This window comes from Streptomyces sp. NPDC021080 (genome assembly GCF_044333225.1).
GTDB lineage: Bacteria > Actinomycetota > Actinomycetes > Streptomycetales > Streptomycetaceae > Streptomyces.
In genome coordinates this window covers 291,658-310,406 of record NZ_JBIRQM010000002.1, presented here as the reverse complement: position 1 = coordinate 310,406, position 18,749 = coordinate 291,658, and the positions used below count along the sequence as shown (strand labels likewise).

The 18,749-nt window shown below is 72.8% G+C and carries 16 protein-coding genes; 2 read left to right on the top strand and 14 right to left on the bottom strand.

What is annotated here, in order from left to right; translation table 11 throughout:
- Positions 1 to 65: 65 nt before the first annotated feature.
- From ppdK to ACH4S8_RS05395, 11 genes are all read right to left on the bottom strand, one after another.
- Positions 66 to 2,750, bottom strand: a complete 2,685-nt coding sequence (ppdK, locus tag ACH4S8_RS05445; protein ID WP_398391143.1) for a pyruvate, phosphate dikinase — start codon at positions 2,748 to 2,750, stop codon at positions 66 to 68.
- 160 nt (positions 2,751 to 2,910) lie between these two features.
- Positions 2,911 to 3,228 carry a DUF3040 domain-containing protein gene (locus ACH4S8_RS05440; RefSeq protein ID WP_398391142.1) on the bottom strand — a complete coding sequence of 106 codons (318 nt, stop codon included), beginning with the start codon at positions 3,226 to 3,228 and terminating at the stop codon, positions 2,911 to 2,913.
- 70 nt (positions 3,229 to 3,298) lie between these two features.
- Positions 3,299 to 3,772 carry an Asp23/Gls24 family envelope stress response protein gene (locus ACH4S8_RS05435; RefSeq protein WP_398391140.1) on the bottom strand — a complete coding sequence of 158 codons (474 nt, stop codon included), beginning with the start codon at positions 3,770 to 3,772 and terminating at the stop codon, positions 3,299 to 3,301.
- Between the two features lie 145 nt (positions 3,773 to 3,917).
- Positions 3,918 to 6,701 carry a fumarate reductase/succinate dehydrogenase flavoprotein subunit gene (locus ACH4S8_RS05430; RefSeq protein ID WP_398391138.1) on the bottom strand — a complete coding sequence of 928 codons (2,784 nt, stop codon included), beginning with the start codon at positions 6,699 to 6,701 and terminating at the stop codon, positions 3,918 to 3,920.
- Between the two features lie 11 nt (positions 6,702 to 6,712).
- Positions 6,713 to 7,480, bottom strand: a complete 768-nt coding sequence (locus ACH4S8_RS05425; protein WP_398391136.1) for an ABC transporter ATP-binding protein — start codon at positions 7,478 to 7,480, stop codon at positions 6,713 to 6,715.
- Positions 7,464 to 8,414 carry an ABC transporter permease gene (locus ACH4S8_RS05420; protein ID WP_398391135.1) on the bottom strand — a complete coding sequence of 317 codons (951 nt, stop codon included), beginning with the start codon at positions 8,412 to 8,414 and terminating at the stop codon, positions 7,464 to 7,466. The genes ACH4S8_RS05425 and ACH4S8_RS05420 overlap by 17 nt, the downstream gene beginning before the upstream one ends.
- The gene (locus ACH4S8_RS05415; protein ID WP_398391133.1) at positions 8,411 to 9,754 is read right to left on the bottom strand and encodes an ABC transporter substrate-binding protein; all 1,344 of its coding nucleotides are present in this window, start codon (positions 9,752 to 9,754) and stop codon (positions 8,411 to 8,413) included. Before ACH4S8_RS05415 ends, ACH4S8_RS05420 begins: the two co-directional genes overlap by 4 nt.
- A gap of 16 nt (positions 9,755 to 9,770) precedes the next feature.
- A complete protein-coding gene (locus ACH4S8_RS05410; protein ID WP_037623574.1) occupies positions 9,771 to 9,998 on the bottom strand; it encodes a ferredoxin family protein in 228 nt (75 codons plus the stop codon).
- A 42-nt stretch (positions 9,999 to 10,040) separates the two neighbouring features.
- Positions 10,041 to 10,829, bottom strand: a complete 789-nt coding sequence (locus ACH4S8_RS05405) for a GntR family transcriptional regulator (RefSeq protein ID WP_398391132.1) — start codon at positions 10,827 to 10,829, stop codon at positions 10,041 to 10,043.
- Positions 10,830 to 11,008: 179 nt separating this feature from the next.
- Positions 11,009 to 11,467, bottom strand: coding sequence for an RrF2 family transcriptional regulator (locus tag ACH4S8_RS05400; RefSeq protein ID WP_398391131.1), 459 nt, complete (start codon positions 11,465 to 11,467; stop codon positions 11,009 to 11,011).
- Between the two features lie 47 nt (positions 11,468 to 11,514).
- Positions 11,515 to 12,774: an acyl-CoA dehydrogenase family protein gene (locus tag ACH4S8_RS05395; protein WP_398391129.1), complete on the bottom strand. Its 1,260-nt coding sequence runs from the start codon at positions 12,772 to 12,774 to the stop codon at positions 11,515 to 11,517.
- 630 nt (positions 12,775 to 13,404) lie between these two features.
- On the opposite strand from ACH4S8_RS05395, the gene ACH4S8_RS05390 reads away from it, so the two are divergent.
- Positions 13,405 to 14,163, top strand: a complete 759-nt coding sequence (locus ACH4S8_RS05390; protein ID WP_398391128.1) for a hypothetical protein — start codon at positions 13,405 to 13,407, stop codon at positions 14,161 to 14,163.
- A 175-nt stretch (positions 14,164 to 14,338) separates the two neighbouring features.
- Here ACH4S8_RS05390 and ACH4S8_RS05385 read toward each other — a convergent pair whose 3' ends face one another.
- The 3 genes from ACH4S8_RS05385 to ACH4S8_RS05375 all read right to left on the bottom strand — a co-directional run bounded on the left by ACH4S8_RS05385 (position 14,339) and on the right by ACH4S8_RS05375 (position 17,857).
- A complete protein-coding gene (locus ACH4S8_RS05385) occupies positions 14,339 to 14,770 on the bottom strand; it encodes a hypothetical protein (protein WP_398391127.1) in 432 nt (143 codons plus the stop codon).
- Between the two features lie 137 nt (positions 14,771 to 14,907).
- Positions 14,908 to 16,335 carry a hypothetical protein gene (locus ACH4S8_RS05380; RefSeq protein WP_398391125.1) on the bottom strand — a complete coding sequence of 476 codons (1,428 nt, stop codon included), beginning with the start codon at positions 16,333 to 16,335 and terminating at the stop codon, positions 14,908 to 14,910.
- Between the two features lie 274 nt (positions 16,336 to 16,609).
- On the bottom strand, positions 16,610 to 17,857 hold the full coding sequence (locus ACH4S8_RS05375; protein ID WP_398391123.1) for a cytochrome P450: 1,248 nt from the start codon (positions 17,855 to 17,857) through the stop codon (positions 16,610 to 16,612).
- 498 nt (positions 17,858 to 18,355) lie between these two features.
- Here ACH4S8_RS05375 and ACH4S8_RS05370 point away from each other — a divergent pair, with 498 nt between their 5' ends.
- A complete protein-coding gene (locus tag ACH4S8_RS05370; protein ID WP_398391121.1) occupies positions 18,356 to 18,631 on the top strand; it encodes a hypothetical protein in 276 nt (91 codons plus the stop codon).
- Positions 18,632 to 18,749 lie beyond the last annotated feature (118 nt).

Genomic DNA, 18,749 nt, shown 5'->3' with positions numbered 1-18,749 from the left:
CGCGGCCGAGGATCTCGTGCGTGCGGCCCGGGTCCGCCGACCCGGGCCGCACGCATCCTCCTCCGTCACCTGCTGTCGCTCGTCCCCGTCCCGGAGAGCGCGGCACGTCCGGCCTCCAGCCGCGCCACGGGGACGCGGAACGGCGAACAGGACACGTAGTCCAGGGCCGCCGCGTGGAAGAAGTGCACGGACTCGGGGTCCCCGCCGTGCTCACCGCAGACGCCGATCTTCAGGTCGGGACGCGCGGCGCGGCCCTCGTCCACCGCGATGCGGACCAGCCGGCCCACCCCGTCGCGGTCCAGGCTCTCGAACGGCGAGGTGGCGAAGATGCCCTTGTCGAGGTAGGCGGAGAAGAACGCCGCCTCGACGTCGTCGCGGGAGAAGCCCCAGGTGGTCTGGGTGAGGTCGTTGGTGCCGAAGGAGAAGAACTCCGCCTCCTCGGCGATGCGCCCGGCCGTGAGCGCGGCCCGGGGCAGCTCGATCATGGTGCCGACCGGGAGCCGCACGGGGATGCCGGACTCCTGGGACACCTCGGCCAGGACGCGTTCCACCTCGGCCCGCTCGATGCGCAGTTCCTCGACCGCGCCCACCAGGGGGACCATGATCTCCGCCTTGGGGGAGCCCCCGGCCCGCGTGCGTTCGACGACCGCCTCCGCGATCGCGCGGACCTGCATGGCGACCAGGCCCGGTACGACGAGCCCCAGGCGCACGCCCCGCAGCCCGAGCATGGGGTTCTCCTCGTGCATACGGTTCACCGCGCCGAGCAGATCGGTGTCGTGCGGGTCCGACCGCTCGCCCCGGGCCTGGTCGGCGGCGATGCGTACGGCGAGTTCCGTGCGGTCGGGCAGGAACTCGTGCAGCGGCGGGTCGATGAGCCGGATGGTGACCGGCAGGCCGTCCATCGCCTCCAGAATGCCGCTGAAGTCCTGCCGCTGCAGGGGCAGCAGCGCGTCTAGGGTCCTCTCGCGCTCGGTCTCGTCACGGGCCAGGATCATCGCCTCGACCAGCTTGCGGCGCTCGCCGAGGAACATGTGCTCGGTACGGCACAGACCGACGCCCTGCGCGCCGAACCGCCGGGCACGGGCCGCGTCCTCGGGGGTGTCGGCGTTCGCCCGCACCTCCAGACGCCGTACGCCGTCCGCCCGCTCCATGGCGTCCGCGACGGCCCCGACCAGCGCGTCGGACCGCTCGCCCGTCTCGAAGTACCGCATCACCGCGGAGTCGACCAGCGGGGCGGCACCCAGGTACACGGCGCCTTCCGAACCGTCGACGGAGACGACCGTGCCCTCCTCGACGACGGTGGCCCCCACGGTGAACCGGCGCGCCCCGGTGTCCACCACGATCTCCTCGGCCCCGCACACGCACACCCTGCCCATGCCCCGGGCGACGACGGCCGCGTGGCTGGTCTTGCCGCCGCGGCTGGTCAGCACCGCCTGCGCGGCGATCATGCCGGGCAGATCGTCCGGGGTGGTCTCCTGACGCACCAGGACGACCTTCTCGCCCGCCGCGGACCGGCGTACCGCCTCGGCCGAATCGAACACCGCCGCGCCCACGGCCGCGCCGGGGGAGGCCGGCAGACCGTGCGCGAGGGCCTCGCCGACGGCCGCGGTGTCGAAGCGGGGGAACATCAGCCGGGCGAGTCCTTCCCCGGTGACCCGGTCCAGACCCTCGTCCGGAGTGATCAGGCCCTCGTCGGCCAGTTGCGCGGCGATGGCGAACGCGGCCGCGGCGGTGCGCTTGCCCACCCGGGTCTGCAGCATCCACAGCCGGCCGCGCTCGATCGTGAACTCGATGTCGCACAGGTCCCGGTAGTGCGTCTCCAGCGTCCGCATGTGGGAGCGGAGGTTGTCGTACGACACCGGGTCCAGCTCCGCGAGAGCCGTCAGCGGGACGGTGTTGCGGATGCCCGCCACGACGTCCTCGCCCTGCGCGTTCGCGAGGTAGTCGCCGTACAGGCCGGGCTGCCCCGTGGCCGGGTCGCGGGTGAAGGCGACACCGCTGCCGGAGTCGGCGCCGAGATTGCCGAAGACCATGGTCTGCACGTTGACCGCGGTGCCCAGGTCGTCGGGGATGTGCTCACGGCGGCGGTAGATCCGGGCGCGCTCGCCGTTCCAGGACCGGAAGACGGCGAGCACGGCCTGCCGCAGCTGCTCGGCCGGGGACTGCGGGAAGTACTCACCGGTCTCCTGGCGGACGAGATTCTTGTACGACTCGACGAGCCCGGCCAGGTCCGCCGCGGTCAGGTCCAGGTCGGTCGACGCGCCGCGGGCCCGCTTCAGGTCGTCCAGGACGCCTTCGAAGAGGGAACCGGCGACTCCCATGACCGTACTGCCGAACATCTGCACGAGTCGACGGTAGGAGTCCCAGGCGAAGCGCTCGTTGCCGGAGACCTTCGCCAGGCCGAGGACGGACTCGTCGTCGAGACCGATGTCGAGGATCGTCTCCATCATGCCGGGCATGGAGAAACGCGCCCCGGAGCGCACGGACAGCAGCAGGGGGTCGTCCGGCTGCCCCAGCCGCCGTCCGGCCGCCTCCTCCAGGGCCGTCAGATGGTCGGAGACCTCCCGGATCAGACCGTCCGGTTCGGCGCCGGTGGCCAGGAAGGCCCGGCAGGCGTCCGTGGTGACGGTGAAGCCCGGCGGAACCGGCAGTCCGAGCCGGGTCATCTCGGCCAGGTTGGCACCCTTGCCGCCGAGCAGTTCGGCCAGGTCGCGGCCGCCCTCCGCGAAGTCGTACACGTAACGGACCATGACGCCGGTCTCCTCTGTCGGATCGCGGACTGGATCGGGTCTCCAGCCTCCGACGCGTCGGGACGGACGGGCAGGTGCTGTCGGGCCCTTTCAGGGGGTCGGTCGGCCCGCAGGGAGAGGCCGAGGGGCTTCTGTGCAGGCCCCGGAGGCCGAGAGCCGATCAGAACCACGGAGTGAAAGGGCCCGTGGTTCTGATCCACCTGCCCAGCAACCTGACGGTCTGCAGGACGGTGAGCGGCCACAGAACCGCGAAGCACCAGAGAAGCGCGGCGTTCGACGTGCGGATGCCGACCACCGCGAGAGCCGTCGAGCACATCAGCATCAGCACGACCGCGAGGGGCAGTCGGCGTCCGCCGGGCGGGCGGCCCGGCGCCGGTTCGGGGTCGTGGTCCTGCCGCAGCCCCTCCTCGATCTCCGCGAGCGCGGCACGTTCGCGCGCTGTGAGCCGGACGCCGTCCGCGCGGTCCCTGTCGTCCACGGCGACGCACCTCCTGAGAGTTCTGCCGCGGCAGCCGGTGGGCGCGAGCCCCCGGCGCCGGGGCGGCGGGTTACGTCACCCGCGGGCCGTTCTGGGGTTCCTCGTCCGGTTCGTCCGGCAGACGCACGTCGCCGACGGCGACGTTCACCTCCACGACCTCCAGACCGGTCATGCGCTCGACGGCGGTGACCACGGCGACGCGCATGTCCGCGATCACGTCCGTGATGGGGTACCCGTACTCGACGACGTCGAGATCCACCGCGGTCTGCCGTTCACCGACCTCGACGCTCACACCGCGGGTCTGACCGGGGCGCCCGGCGGGCACCCGGTCGCGGACCGCCCCGAGGGCCCGGGTCATGCCGGTGCCGAGGCCGTGGATTCCGGGCACCTCGCGCGCGGACGCCGCCGCGATCTTGGCCACCACGCCGTCGGCGATGGTGGTCCGTCCCTTGCCGCCCGGATCACCTGTGCCGGAGCGCCTGCTCTCTGTGGCCCTGCCCGTCTCGTTCTTGGTGGTCGCGGAGCGGGTGGTCAGATCCGTCATCAGGACCTCCCTCGGTCTGCCGTACGGACACCTCGCGTGACGCTCGAGGAGAACGACCCTCGCCCCCTCAGCAGCCATCGTCACACGAACGGCCCAATTCGTGCGATCCGGGGTGAATCGCTCGGCGTCCGGATCGGGGGCGCCGTCACAGCGCTCGCGCCGCGTAGGCCCGTACGTCCGCGTCCGAGTCGGCTGTCGCCGCGGCCAGGGCGGCGCGGGCGTCCTCGGTGCCACGGTGCCGGGTCAAGGCCAGGACAGCGGCCTTGCGCACGTCGGCGTTCGGATCGGCGAGGGCCTTGGCCAGGGCGGGGACGGCGATGTGCGGGTCCGCGGCCGCCAGCGCCGCGGCGGAGCCGGTCCGCACCTGCCAGGCCGTGTCGGACAGGGCGGCCACGGCGAGGCCGTCCAGAGGCGGCGGGCAGCCGGTGGTGCCCAGCGCCCCGTAGGCGGCCGCCCGCACGAGGGCGTCCGGATCGGCGATGAGCTCGGCCAGGACCGAGCGGGCCCGGCCCGGCCAGGGACCCGGCGACGTCCTGTCGCCGAGCTGCCCGGCGATGGTGGTGCTCAGTGCCTTGGCGATCGTGACACGGACCTCGCGGGACGGGTCCGCGGCCACGCGGGCCGCCTCGTCGGCGGCGTCGACCGACACGAGCGCCCGTACGGCCTCGATGCGGACGGCGATGCTGGTGTCCGACAGGGATCGCGTGAACAGTTCGGCGTCACCGAGGCGAAGGGCGCGCAGGACGTCGAGTGCGGCGGCGCGCACGACGGGGTCGTCCACGGACAGGGCAAGGGCGAGGCCCTCCCGCAGGTCTTCTTCGGCCGGCAGCGTCTCGACGAGTTCGCGCAAGGAACCGGCCGCGGCCTCGCGCACGCCGGCGTCGGCGTCGGCGAGCGCGGCGGCGAGGGCGGGTCCGGTACCGGGCGGCACGGTCTCCGTCAGGACGGTGACGGCCGTCCGGCGGACGACGGGATCGGAATCGGTCAAGTAGGGCACGAGGGAGGAGAGTTCGGGCTCCTCCTCCGCGAGCGCGAGGAGCTGGAGCAGACGTGGTGTGTCCGGTGCGTCGGTGGTGCCACCGCCGGGGAGGGGCGTGCCGCTGGGCGCGGGCTCGTGCACCGTCGTCACCGGCGCCGCTTCCCGGGCCCCCGCCGTGGCCACCTGCTGCGGGTGGACCTCACCGAGGCGCCGCGAGGGGCCGCCGACCGGGGTGAACCCGTCGACCGCGACCGGATAGGGAGCCACCGGTCTGGCCGTGAACTCCATGGCCCCGGAGGGGGACTTGTACAGGTCCAGGTGGTGGAACCAGGACGTGTCGTCGCGCCGCGGGTGGTCGAGGCGGTCGTGGTAGAGGCCCCAGCGGGACTCCGTACGGGCCAGGGACGCCCGCGCCGCCATCTCCGCGCAGTCGCGGATGAAGTCGACCTCGGCGCAGCGCATCAGCTCGTGCGGGGTACGGGCGCCCATCTTGGCGATGTCGGCCCGCATCCGCTCGAACGCCTCCAGGGCGAGGGACAGCCGGGCGCCCGACTTCGGCGGGGCCACGTAGTCGTTCACGAAACGGCGCAGCTTGTACTCGACCTGCGCCTGCGGCGGACCGTCCGGGTTGCGCAGGGGGCGGTAGATCAGTTCGTGGGCCTCGCGCAGTTGCCCGGACGGCAATTCACCTTCGTACGCCGTGTACCGGGCCGCGTCCGCGCCCGCCAGGTCGCCGAACACGAAGGCGCCGATCATGTAGTTGTGCGGTACGCAGGCCAGGTCACCGGCCGCGTACAGGCGCGGCACCGTCGTACGGGCGTGGTCGTCCACCCGTACCCCTGAGGCCGAGTGGCCGCCGCACAGACCGATCTCGGAGATGTGCATCTCGATGTCGTGCGTGCGGTAGTCGTGGCCGCGGCCGGAGTGGAACGTGCCCCGGGTCGGGCGCTCGGTCGAGTGCAGGATCGACTCCAGGGCCGCGACCGACTCCTCCGGGAGATGGCTCAGTTTCAGGTACACCGGGCCGCGGTCGGAGGCCACCTCGGCGGCGAACTCGGCCATCATCTGCCCGGACCAGTAGTCGGAGTCGACGAACCGTTCTCCGTGCCGGTTGACCTGGTAGCCGCCGAAGGGGTTCGCCACGTAGGCGCAGGCCGGACCGTTGTAGTCCTTGATCAGCGGGTTGATCTGGAAGCACTCGATGCCGGTGAGTTCGGCGCCCGCGTGATACGCCATGGCGTAGCCGTCGCCCGCGTTGGTCGGGTTCTCGTACGTGCCGTACAGATAGCCGGAGGCGGGCAGGCCGAGGCGGCCGCAGGCGCCGGTCGCCAGGATCACGGCGCCCGCGCGGACGGTGACGAACCGCCCCGTACGGGTGTTGAACCCGGCCGCGCCCACGGCCCGCCCCTCTGCTGTCAGCACACGTACCGGCATCACCCGGTTCTCGATGCGGATCCGCTCCCGCATCTCACGCCGCCGCAGCTGCCGGTACAGGACCTTCTTGACGTCCTTGCCCTCCGGCATGGGCAGCACGTAGGAGCCGGAGCGGTGCACCTGGCGGACCGCGTACTCGCCGTGCTCGTCCTTCTCGAACTTCACCCCGTACGACTCCAGGCGCTGCACCATGGCGAAGCCCCGGGTGGCGGTCTGGCGGACGGTGGACTGGTCGACGATGCCGTCGTTGGCGCGGGTGATCTCGGCGACGTAGTCGTCGGGCTCGGCGCGGCCGGGGATGACCGCGTTGTTGACGCCGTCCATGCCCATGGCGAGCGCGCCGGAGTGCCGGACGTGGGCCTTCTCCAGCAGGAGCACGGCCGCGCCGTGCTCGGCGGCCGTCAGCGCCGCCATGGTGCCGGCGGTGCCGCCGCCGATCACGAGGACGTCGCAGCTGAGCTCCTCGGCGTCGGCGAGGGCGGGGATCTCCAAGGGGGTGTTCACCGGGGTCGTCACCGAAGTGCCTTTCAGGTACCGAGCGAGGAGAGGACTTCGCGTCGCAGCGCCACGCGCGCCGGATCGTCGTGCGCCGTACGGTCGCGCGGGCGGGGCACCTCGTGGAGTGCGGCGAGCCGGCCGGAGCCGAGCAGCGCCACCCGGTCGCCGAGGAACAGGGCCTCGTCGACGTCGTGGGTCACGAACACGACGGTCGCGCCCGTGCCCCGCAACACCTCCACCAGCAGGTCCTGCATGCCGGCGCGGGTCTGGGCGTCGAGGGCGCCGAAGGGTTCGTCCATGAGGACGGCGCGCGGTGCCGGTGCCAGGGCGCGGGCCAACTGCGCGCGCTGGCGCTGGCCGCCGGACACACGGTGCGGCAACTGCCGTGACTGCTCGGCGAGTCCGACCCGGGTGAGCCAGGCATCGGCCCGGTCGCGGCGTTCGGCGCGGGACAGTCCCTGGATGGCGAGGGGAAGTTCGACGTTCGCGCGCAGGGTGCGCCAGGGCAGCAGGGCGTCCTCCTGGAAGACCAGGGCGCGGTCGGCACAAGGGCCCGTCAGCGGGTGCGCGTCCTGGGCGGCCTCTCCGGCGAGAGGGGACAGCAGCCCGGCGAGCGTGCGCAGCAGGGTCGACTTGCCGCAGCCCGAGGGGCCGACGACGGTGAGGATCTCGCCGGGGGCCACGTCGAGGTCCACCCCGTGCAGCACGGGCGCGTCCGGGTGGCCCAGGGTGGCGTCGCGCAGGGCGAGTCCCGCTCCTGTGCGCGAGGCCGGGCGGACGTCAGACGAACTGGTCATGGGGCACCTCCTTCTCGGTTCCCGGCGCCGCCGGTGCGGTGGTGAGGGTGTCGCGCGCCGCTCGTGGGGCTCGCGCCCCGGGGACGTACGACGTACGAGGCAGCCAGCGGGTCAGGCGACGGCCCAGGATCTCCACGGCGGTGGAGGTGATCCAGCCGAGGACGCCGATCGTGACCATCCCGACGAAGACCCCCGGGTAGTTGACGATCGTGTAGTCCTGCCAGGTGCGGTAGCCGACGCCGTACTGGCCGGAGATCATCTCGGCGGAGATGACACAGATCCAGGAGACGCCGAGGCCGACCGAGAGGCCGCCGAAGATGCCCGGCAGCGCACCCGGCAGGACGACCGAGCCGAGGACGCGCAGACGGCCGGCGCCCATGGTGCGTACCGCCTCTTCCCAGACCGGTGTCAGGGCCCGTACGGCGTGCCGGGTGGAGACCAGGACCGGGAAGAAGGCGGCGGTGAAGGTGATGAAGACGATGCCCTGTTCGTCGGACGGCAGCAGGAGGATCGCCACGGGGACGAGCGCGATGGCCGGGACGGGCCGGATCACCTCCACGAGCGGGCCGAGCAGGTCCTCGGCGAGGCGGGAACGGGCCACGAGCACGCCCGTGGCCACGCCCAGGACGGCGGCGAGCAGGAAGCCGGTGAGGATGCGGGTGAGGCTGTCGGTGAGGTCCGTCCAGTAGTCGGGTCCCGACAGACGGTCGGCGAAGGCGCGTGCCACGTCGGCGACCGTGGGGAACTGCGAGAAGCGCAGCCACAGGTCGACGTCCAGGCCGGTCAGCAGCTGCCACGCACCGAGGGCGGTCGCCAGCGAGCCGAGGCGCAGCGCGAAGCGGCCGGCCCGTCGTGGATACCGTGGCGCGAACCGGCCGGCCCGTCGTGGATTCCGTGACGGGAACCGGCCGTCCTGTCGCGTGTCGTGGGTCATGACGCCCGCCGCAGGGCGTCGGCGTAGGTGATGACGCGGGCGCCGGTGTGTCCGGCGGCGTACGCCTTCGCGGTCGCCGGTGCGACGAAGGGGAGCAGCCGGCCGCCGTCGGCCACCCAGACCGCCCGGTCGGCGAACCACAGGGTGCCGGTGGTGGCGTCGGGTACGTAGGCGGCGCGGATCCCGGCCTTGTGCCGGGCGAGGTGACCGAGCAGTTCTGCCGGGGACTTGAAGGTACGCGTCCGCCGGGCGCCCTTGGGCCACACCTCGCTCGCGGCCGGTGCGGGCCCTGCGGCGAGGCGCTCGGCGTAGGCGGGTCCGAGGGCCTTCCTGACGTACCGGTCGTCGACGAAGGCGTCGACGTCCACGTCGCCGGTGAGCTTCGCCGACTTCAGGATCGACACGTCCTGCTTCAGGGCGGAGACGAGCCGCGGCTTGATCGCCGGGTCGAAGGTGGAGATGCCGTGGGCGCCGTTGTACAGGTAGACGACCTCGGCGGGCAGTCCGGTGGCCTCGGCGACCTTCTCGGCGGCGGACACGGGGTGGGCGTCGAGATAGTCCGTGGTCTTCGCCTGGGCCCTGAGGAAGGCTTCCAGGACGGCGGGCCGCTTCTCGGCGAAGTCCTCGCGTGCGGTGACGCCGTGGAAGGTCGGCAGGTCGAGCTCGGCGCCGTCGTACAAGGCCTTCGCCTTGCCCTGGTAGGCGAGCAGGCCCGGCCAGGCGACGAACTGGGACAGCGCGTCGACGCTGCCCGCGGAGAGTGCGGACGCCCCCACCGCCGGCTGCTGGTTGAGTTTTTCGATGCCCTGGTCGGGGTCGATCCCGGCGCGTCGCAGGGCCCGGACGAGGGTGCCGTCGGCGGCGGAGCCGATGCTCGTGGAGACCTTCCTGCCCTTGAGGTCCGCGAGGGAACCGATTCCGGAGCCAGGGGCGGTGACGATGGTGTTGAGGCCGCCGCGGAGGTTGTAACCGGTGACCGACACGAGGCGTGTGGGGCGGCCGAGCTGCCTGCCCCGGGCCGCGTTGATGAGGAGGGGGAAGTCGCCCATCGAACCGATGTCGATCTTCCCGGCGGTCATCTGGGCGGTGATGGGGGCGCCGGTCGCGTAGTCCTGCCAGTCGACCTTGTAGGTGTGGCCGTCGTGGAGGGCGTCGAGCTCCTTCTCGAACGTGCCGAGGGAGCGCAGGAGGGTGCCCGCGGTGACGGTGTTGATGGTCTTGGACTGGTAGCCGACCGTGACGGTGACGGTGGAGCCGTCACCTCCCGCCGCAGCCGCGCCGCCGCACGCCGTCAGGGGGAGGAGCAGCAGGAGACTCGCGGCAACCGCTGTGTACTTCATGGGAGTTCGAGACCTTTCACCGGAGCAGATAGGGCATGTTGACCGTGACGGCTCCGGTGGGACAGCGGGCCGCGCACGGGCCGCAGTACCAGCACTCGTCGACGTGCATGTACGCCTTGCCGCTGCTGTCGTCGATGGCAAGGGAGTCCAGCGGGCACATGTCCACGCAGAGCGTGCAGCCGTCGATGCACTTCGACTGGTCGATGGTCACGGGCACGTCGGCCCGCTGGGGCGCCAAGGGCATGGCTGTCTCCGGGAAGGTCGTACGGAGGGAAGGGTGGTGGGGTCAGTGGGAGCGGTGCAGGAGGCCGCTCATGGTGATGCGGTCGCCGCGGAACCGGATGAACTCCAGGTCGACCGGGCGGCCGTCGTCGAGGTGCGTGAGCCGTTCCAGCATGAGGACGGCCGTGCCGCGCGGGGCTTCGAGCACGGCGGCGGAGTGGGCGTCCGCGGTGACCGCCTCCAGGGTGATCTCGGCGTGACCGAGGGGCCGGCCGGTGATGCCTTCCAGGAGGCGGAACACGTCGGTGTTCTCCAGGTCGGCGCCGAGCAGGGCGGTACCGATGTCGAGAGGGACGTAGGTGAGGTCGAGGGACAGCGGGAGACCGCCGAGGCGGCGCAGGCGTTCGATGTAGAGGACGTCGGTGCCGGGCGGGACACGGAGGCGTTCGGCGACCGGCGCCGGAGCGGGCGCGGGACCGGCCGTACGGACCTCGTTGGTGACCCGGCCGTGCTCATGGAGGGTTTCGGCGAGGCCCATCAGGCGGTCGAGGCCGTGCGGGTACTTCCGGGCGACGACCACGGTGCCGACGCCCGGCTGGCGTTCGACCAGGCCCTCGGCGCGCAGGAGGTCGAGGGCTTCGCGGACGGTGTTGCGCGAAACACGGTAGTCACCGGCGAGGATCGACTCGTGAGGCAACGTGTCCGTGGGGAAAGCGCCGGTGAGGAGTTGGCGGCGCAGGAGGTCGGCGAGCTGCCGGGCCCGGTCGGCGCGCAGCCGACGCCGCGCGCGGTGGGCGGCGACGGTGGTCGCGCCCTGGCCGGCGTGGTCTCGGACGCGGTCGGTGGAAGGCACGGGTCGAACCCTATCGATCCGGTAGGGATAGCCGTGTTGCCGGAATGTTGCGCCACTTGACGGAAGGTCAGATGCGTTGCCGGCCTGGGGTTTCCGGCGGGCGGAGGGCCGGATGTGCCGGTGGCCGCGGGTTCTCGGGCACGGTGGCCACCGGGTCGCGCGTGGTGGGTCCCGCGGCCTCAGGGGTTCGCCCAGGCTCCCGGAGCGTCGGTCAAGGCGCAGACGTCAGGCGGCAGTTGGGCCGACGCCACGTCGGCGAGCGAGACCCCCTCGAGGATCTCGCGCACGTTGGACCGCAAGGCGATCCACAGGGGAAGCAGGGACTGGGCCGGACCGGTGTAGGAGAGGTCCGGGGGGCGGACCCCGCGCACCGAGACGAGCGGTCCGTCCACGGTGCGGATGACGTCGGCGATGGTGATGGACCCGGCGGGCCTGGCCAGGCGGTAGCCGCCGTTGCCACCGCGCTGGCTGAGCACGAGACCGCCCCGGCGCATGTCGTTCAGGATGCCCTCGAGGAACTTGTGCGGAATGTCCTGCGCGTCGGCGATCGCCTCGGCCTTCAACGGCGCCTCGTCCCGTGACGCGGCGAGTTGCAGTGCGGCACGTACCGCGTAGTCCGCCCTGGCTGAAATCCGCATGTGCGTATTATCCCGTACGGCTCGGGCCGGTTTCCACGCTCTCGCGTTCAGACGGGCAGGACGAACGGAGGGTGCGCGCCGTTGAGGAAGTAGTCCCCGACGTCACGGAGTCGGTGACCGACGGGCTCGTACAGGGTGTGGGTTCGCGCGTTGCGCCAGAACCGGTCGAAGCCGAGCCGGGAGGACGCGGAGCGGGCGCCGATGACGTCGAGGGCGCGCGTGGTGGACTCCTGTGCGGCCCTGGACGCGGCGGCTTCGGCCATCGCCACGAGGACGGAGATCTCCGCGTACTCGTCGTAGCTCAGGTCTTCGCCCCGCGTCAGTCCGCCGTGCACCGCTTGCACCGCCTGCTCGGTGAGTGCCGAGGCGGAGCGGGTGAGAACGGTGAGTTCTCCGTGCAGGGTCAGGATCCGCGGGTCCGAGGGAGAGCCGACCGGCCAGGCGGGATGCCGGAGCGAATGGCCCGCCCTGCTGTACTCGCGCACTTCGGTGAGTACTCCCTCGGCGATGCCGAGAAGGAGCTGGACGGAGAGAAGGCGCCCGACCGGCGATGTGAAGGCGGTCGGGGGTGACAGGACGTCCTCGTCCGCGGACAGGGATCCGAGCACGTTGCCGGCGGGGACCGGTACGGCGTCGAAGTCCACACTGCCGCCGGCCGCGAGCCGCTGGCCGAAGACGTCCGGGTCGCCGTCGATCCGTACACCGGGATGGGCGGCGTCGACGACGACGGCGAAGGGCTCGCCGGTGTCGGCCCGCTCACCCCGTACGGCGAGGCGGTCGGCGACCAGGACCCCGGTGGCGTAGCTCTGCCGGCCTTCCAGGACAAAGCCCCCGGCTTTCCTGGTCAGTCGCAGAGGCGGTTCCTGGCGGGCGAGACCGCCACCCCAGAGGAAGGGCTTCCTCGTGGAGCGCTGCACGGCCTCGGTGGCGCGGGCGGAGTCGGCGAAGGACAGCGCGCTCCACGACAAGAAGTAGTGACAGCCGAGCAGTTGACCGATCGCGCCGTCGGCGGCGGAGATCTCCCGGACGACGGCGTAGGCCGTCGTCCAGTCCGCGCCACCTCCTCCGGCGTCGGCCGGTACCAGGAGCGTCAGCAGTCCCGCCTCGCGCAGCCGGGACACCTCGTCGAAGGGGGCCTTGCCCGCCTGCTCCCTGGTCACGGCGTCCGTGGCCAGGTCTTCCGCCGTCTCGCGGGCCGCACGCAGCCAGTGTGTGTGGTCGGGTCCGGCCGGGGCCGACCCGGCCGGGTTCGGTCCGGTCCGGTCGGCTCCGGAGCCGGTTCCGGACGGCGCGGTGGCAACGCCCATGATGATGGTTTCCTCAAGGTCGACGGCAAGGTGCCGTGTCGGAAGTCTCTTGCCGGTCGGGCACGCACGCGTGGCTCACGCGCCCTGTGGTGACGATCCGGCGCGCCGCTGGGCCGTGCCCGGCTCGGGGCAGGGGCGGATTCGCCTGATCACCTGGGGTGGGAGAGAAGGGGGCGGCACGCGCAACGGGGTGCCGGGAGCCCTACGCGCTGCAACAGACGGCGCTGGCGACGTGACCGAAGTCGACGTGCCGACGGCGAACCAGTCGCTGCTGCGTGGGGGGCATGTACATCATCCTGCGCATCCGTTGGACGTCCGGTCAATGGTTTCCTAGTAAATCGATAGGAAATAGGGGGGAGCCTCGAACCCGCAGGTGCGACAGGACCCGATGAGTACCGGCCAAGGCCCGTCGGCCGTCACCCGGGCCGAAGTTGACGGGAAGTCGGCTGTACTGTCCGTGCGCGCACCCACGGTCGTCGTGGGCGGTCCCCACGGGCGGCCTCGGCCGTCTCGGCGGCCCGGAACGCACCTCGGGCCGGCCGGTGCGTGCGGACTCGCGGGCCCTTCTCCTCGGCCGGTTCCATGGTGCAGACTGCGGGTCGAGACGCAGCCGAGGGCGGGAGGCCGGTCGTGGGGGAGGACCTGACGGTCAACCTCGTGGCCTCGCTGCTGGCGTTCACCGTGGGCTGGCTGGGCCGTGCTCTCGTGCACTACCACCGCACCCGATTGCCGGCCGCCCGTGTGTGGCGGCTGGACCGCGACCGGCGTGTGGTGGTGATCGTGGGTGAGTCGGGCCGGGCGACGTCCGCCTATCCGAAGCTCCATGAGGCCGACGCCCTGGCCGCCATGAATCTGCGGCAGTTCCTGTCCCAGGACCTGCGGCTGCACGAGGCGCTGACGGTCAGGGCCCGGGCCTTCGCCATGGCCTCGGACGCCGAGGAGAACCTGGTCGTGATCGGCGGCCCGGCGCACAACGGGGTCTGGCAGTTGATGGCCGACCGGCTCGACGTTCCTTATGCGTTCAGGGAGTTCTCCGGCGAGTACCGCATCTCCTGTGCGGAAGACGGCGCCGAGTACGGCGAGTCGGAGCCGGGCGCGACCACGCTGGTGGACCACGCCATCGTCGTGCTGGCACGCAATCCCTTCGCGGCCAGGAGCCGCCTCGTCATGATCGCGGGCTGCGACACCCTGGCGACCTCGGGGGCGACCCAGCTCTTCGCCCGCGCCGAGATCCGCAGGCTGGCGAGAACGTACGACACGAGGTCGCCCCTGGCACTCGTCGTGCGGGTGGAGAGCGTCGGCGGATACGTGCGTCCGCCCGTGGTGGTGGCCGCCGCCAACTTCCCCCGGACCCCGGCTGTCCGCACCGACCCCGCTTCCCGTTCCTGACGCGCCCTCGGCCGGCCGCGGCACGGACCGACCGAGGACTGCCGACGGGCGCGCCGGGGAGAGCGGCGGCCATCAGCCAGGGGGAGCGCGGCCCTCCAGCCAAGGGGAGCGGTCGTCAGTCAAGAGGAGAGGCCGTCAGCCAGGCGGAGTGGCCGTCAGCCAGGGGGAGCGGCCGTCAGGAGAGGTCGGCCTCCAGTCCGTCGAGGAACTCCCGCTCCTGTTCACGTATCCGGTTCCGCTCCCGGACCTGTGCGCAGAAGGCGGCCAACGCTGCCGGATCGGAGGCGAGTTCACCGTCCACGACCGTGCGGGAGCCGTCACCGACCTCGACGATCGTCTGGTCCATGCGACCGCTGCCCAGGATGCCCATGACGGTCAGCCACTCGTCGATGACGGCCGGAGTCAGGTCGATGTCCAGCTGACGCTCGGACGGAGGGTCGTCCGGACCGACGGGCTCGGCCATCCCCTCGAGCAGGGTGGAGACGAGGGTGCGCAGGTCCGCGTACTCCTTGGGGTCCATGACGTCTTCGAGCGTGTCGAGGTAGAACCTGGCGAGTTCGTGGGCTTCGGGGCCCGGAGCGGCGTCACTGCTCGGGTGATCGTGCAAAGAATCTCTCTCTCGTGAATTTTGTTTCCCTGGGACATCGGTGGACGTGTCGGCCGATGCGGCAGCGTGGGCACCGGCTCGCCCAGCCCTGCCGCAGGGAGATCCGTGTGCCGCGGCAGGCGTCGAGGCGGGTGCCCTCAGCCCCCCAGCCCCGCCTCCCGCTTGAGGCGGCGCAGAACGTAGTCGCTGAAAAGGTGCCGGCACCGGTCGAGTAACTCTCCGGCTTCTTCCGCGTCGTCGCGCGGCATGTCCGGCGACGGATGCCAGCGCTGCACGGACTGTCCGGCCCAGGTGCGGAGCTTCACGTCCGGGTCCTGCAGCAGCCCGACCGCCGCTCGCAGCGCCACGATGCCGCCGCTCGCGTCGAGCAGCCGGAACGCGCCGAGGCGCACGTGCCGTGGCCGCTCGGAGCCAGTGCGCTGCAGGAGCCGGTCGGCGGGCAGGTCCTTCGCCCCGGGCAGCAGGGCGACCACCGCCTCACGGACGACACCGGGGGAGGGGTCGTCGAGGAGCGGCCGTACCCGCCACGGATCCACGCAGTCCAGGGCTCGCAGCCCCGCCACCGTCCGCGCCCGTACCCGGGCATCGGGGTGGGCGAGCAGCGGCCGGAGCAGTTCGGCGTCCGCGCGGTCGCCGCACTCGGCCAGCCCGATGACCGCACCGGGCGCCGGTCCCCGGGCGTCCGCCGTCGTGCATCGCCGCCGGTACCAGGCCACCGGATCACCTCCGTGCTGCCGTACGACGTACCGGGCGCAGGCACGCACGAGCCCGGACCCGTCGGCGAGGAACGGCTCCGCCCGCTCCGGCTGCCCCGCCCGCCGCAGCCCGGTGACACCGGCCGAGCGGGTACGCGGGTTGCGCGCGGACAGCAGGGCGGGCAGCACCTCCTCGTACGCCGCCTCCTCGGCGCCCAGGGCCGAGAGCGCCGCCGTGGCGCACAGGTCCTGGACGACGGTGTCCGTGTCCCGGGCGGCCGCGCGCGCCAGCTCGGCGGGACGCAGCAGCCGGTCCTCGACGGCCAGCCGGTACGCGAACCGCCGCACGGCCCGGTCCGGGTCGGCGAGGAGAACGGTGAAGTGCTCCCGGGACGCCCCGCGCAGGATCCGGCCCAGCACCTCGGTGCCGAAGGTGCCACGCTCGCGGCGCCCGACCCGCAGGACCAGCGACGCGACGCCCACCGCGGAGTCCGCGTCCAGGGTCTCGCGCAGCACCTGCCGGGCGTGCTCGCGCACGGGGCCCACCCAGTCGGCGCAGCGGATCACGACGAGCGGCAGCAGTCCGGGGTACCGGGCCGAGCGGCTCACCGCTTCCTGGCGGATCCGCCCGTCGCGGTGGCAGAGGGCGAGTGCGAGCCGGGACTCGTCGAGTCGATCCAGGTCGGCGGGCAGCGGAGCCGAGGGGTACCCCTTCGGCGGCGACGACGGTCGGTACCAGGCCGTTTCGCGCACCGCCGCGTCCAGCGCGAGCCAGTCGCCGGGGTCGGCGGCATCGAGCGTGCTCTCGAGCGACGCTCCTCCCGCGAGCCGCACGACCGCCGCCGTCCCGCCCTCGAAGTCCTCGATCACTTCCGTCCCTCCGGCAGTCGATCGAGTGATCGTAAGGCGCCCGGTTCGCGCAGGTCGCATGAATTACGGCCGCCGGCACCGGCATGGGTGCGGCGGCATCCGGAGGCCGACGAACGGATCGTAGGAACCGAGCCACCGCACGGCCCGGAGTGGGGTGCTCGGTTCGCCGAGGCGTACGAGCGCCCCACTCCGGGCCGTGGGTGCCGCCCCGGTCACCTCAGGGACGGTGCCGCCCTGGCCTCACCTCAGGTCGGCGGTGCCGCCCGGTGTCACCTCAGGCCGTTCCGCAGGGCTGGACCGGCAGCGCGGCCAGACGTCGGTGCAGATAGCCGCCGCCCCACGACAGTTCGTTCAGCGGCACCGCCGGCTTCAGGCCCGGCCAGCGGCCGAGCACTGCGGTCAGGGCCACCGTGAGTTCCAGGCGGGCCAGTGCCGATCCGGGACAGTAGTGCGGGCCGAGGCCGAAGGACAGGTGCCGGCCGGCCGTGCTGCGGTCCGGGTCCAGGGTTCCCGGGTCCGCGTGGCAGCGCGGGTCGTGATTGGCCGCCGCCACGGAGAGCAGGACACCGCTGCCCGCCGGAACGACGGTGTCCCCGAACCGGACGTCCTCCAGCGCCACCCTCTTGGTGCTGAACGGCCCCGGGGTGTCCCAGCGCAGCAACTCGTCCACCGCGCGCGGAATCCGCCCCGGATCGTCGCGCAGGGAGTCCTGGACGTCGCGGTGGCCGAGGAGCGCCACCACGCTCATGCCGATCGCCTGCACCGTGCTGTCGAAGCCGGCCAGCAGCAGCATCGCCAGGAGGGAGGCGACCTCGTCCTCGGTCGCCCCGCCCTGCTGGTGCCACGTCGCGAGGACGCGGGAGACGACGTCGTCACCCGGAGCCGCCTCGCGGCGGGCCGTCTCGGCGCGGACGAACGCGTCGATACGGGCCACGCTCTCCTCGACCGCGCGGGCGGAGCGGCCCGTCTTGTCCGCGAGGAGCGCCACCGGCTCGTACAGCGCCGCCCGCTCCTCCTCCCGTACGTCGAAGACCTCGCACAGCGACCGGAAGGCGAACGGGCGGGCGAAGCCGTCCATCAGCTCCACCGGGCCCCGCCCGCGGGCCGCGTCCGCGGCGTCGAGGAGTTCAGCGGCGGCCTGCTCGATGCGTTCGCGATGGGCGGCCATGCGGGCCGGGGTGAGGGCCGGCGTCGCCAGACGGCGGATCCGCGTGTGGTCCGGCGGGTCGTAGTTGACCAGCGTCACGTCCAGAGCGCGCCGGCGCACGCCGGGGTCGGGAACGCGGCCCCCGCTCAAGGAGAGCCGGGGGTCCGTGAATCCGGCCCGCACGTCCTCGGCGCGGGTCACCAGCCACGCGGGCCGTCCGGCGGGCGTCCTGATCCGAGTCACAGGGCAGGTCTCCCGGATCTCGGCCAGCGTCTCCTCCGGCCGGGCCAGGAACCCGGCCCCGAGCGGCTCCGGCAGCCGCTGCCGTCCTGCCGGTGCGGGCGGGGCGGCCGTGACGACGGGCTCGGTGTCCATACGGAGGCGTCCTCTCGCGGTCGGTCGCGGAGTGTGCGGCGGTCACCGTAGGAACGACCGGTTGCCCGGCGGTTCGCGCCCGGTGCGATTCCGGTATGCGTCGCCGACATCGCGGGGCCTTCGGGGTGCCGACCTGACCGGTGGAGCAGCCATGGCGTCGTCGTCCCGCACGCGTGTGCGCCCGCGATGACCACCTAAGTGATCGCCGACGACGCCGAGCGTCGTCCCGCACGCGTGCGCGCCCGCGGCACGCGTTCGCGGCCGACGCCTCGAGGGGCCTCCGCCCCGAGATGCCTCCGCCCGACCGCCGTGCACCCCAGGTGGCACGCTCGTCTCCCCTTCGGGGCCCACCCCGGGCCGTACCAACGCGTCCACCAGCGGATTCACCACGGGCCAACCGGCGTTGAACCGCTGCCGAACCCCCGCCTCCTAGCTTCCTGGCGGTCGGCGCAGCGCTGCCGTCCGTCGTCCCGAACGCCCGTCGTATGGAGGACCATCATGGCCGAGAACGTCGAGCCCAACGAGGAGACCACCGAGACCCCCGCGGAGGAGACTCCCGAGGTCGTCGCGCACGCCGCGTCGAACGTCGCCTGGTGCGGGGTGCACCAGGAGACCGCCGCCGACGAGCCCGAGGTCGTCGCGCACTCCGCGTCGAACGTGGCCTGGTGCGGGGTGCACCAGGAGACCGCCGCCGACGAACCCGAGGTGGTGGCGCACTCCGAGGAGGGCGAGGACACCCCGTGGTGCGGTGTCCACCAGGAGCACAACGCCTGATCGGCTCACCACCGGCGCGGTCCTCCCGGTCGCGGGGGGGGGGGGGCGCCCCCCCCCCCCCCCCCCGCCCCCCCCCCCCCCCCCCCCCCCCCCCCCCCCGCGCCCCGGCCCCCCCCCC

Bases quoted from the DNA above. Each gene is read 5' to 3' on its own strand.
- ACH4S8_RS05370 (WP_398391121.1), top strand. From the start codon at position 18,356: ATGGCCGAGAACGTCGAGCCCAACGAGGAGACCACCGAGACCCCCGCG.
- ppdK (WP_398391143.1), bottom strand. From the start codon at position 2,750: ATGGTCCGTTACGTGTACGACTTCGCGGAGGGCGGCCGCGACCTGGCC.
- ACH4S8_RS05435 (WP_398391140.1), bottom strand. From the start codon at position 3,772: ATGACGGATCTGACCACCCGCTCCGCGACCACCAAGAACGAGACGGGC.
- ACH4S8_RS05410 (WP_037623574.1), bottom strand. From the start codon at position 9,998: ATGCCCTTGGCGCCCCAGCGGGCCGACGTGCCCGTGACCATCGACCAG.
- ACH4S8_RS05400 (WP_398391131.1), bottom strand. From the start codon at position 11,467: ATGCGGATTTCAGCCAGGGCGGACTACGCGGTACGTGCCGCACTGCAA.
- ACH4S8_RS05420 (WP_398391135.1), bottom strand. From the start codon at position 8,414: ATGACCCACGACACGCGACAGGACGGCCGGTTCCCGTCACGGAATCCA.
- ACH4S8_RS05375 (WP_398391123.1), bottom strand. From the start codon at position 17,857: ATGGACACCGAGCCCGTCGTCACGGCCGCCCCGCCCGCACCGGCAGGA.
- ACH4S8_RS05415 (WP_398391133.1), bottom strand. From the start codon at position 9,754: ATGAAGTACACAGCGGTTGCCGCGAGTCTCCTGCTGCTCCTCCCCCTG.
- ACH4S8_RS05395 (WP_398391129.1), bottom strand. From the start codon at position 12,774: ATGGGCGTTGCCACCGCGCCGTCCGGAACCGGCTCCGGAGCCGACCGG.
- ACH4S8_RS05425 (WP_398391136.1), bottom strand. From the start codon at position 7,480: ATGACCAGTTCGTCTGACGTCCGCCCGGCCTCGCGCACAGGAGCGGGA.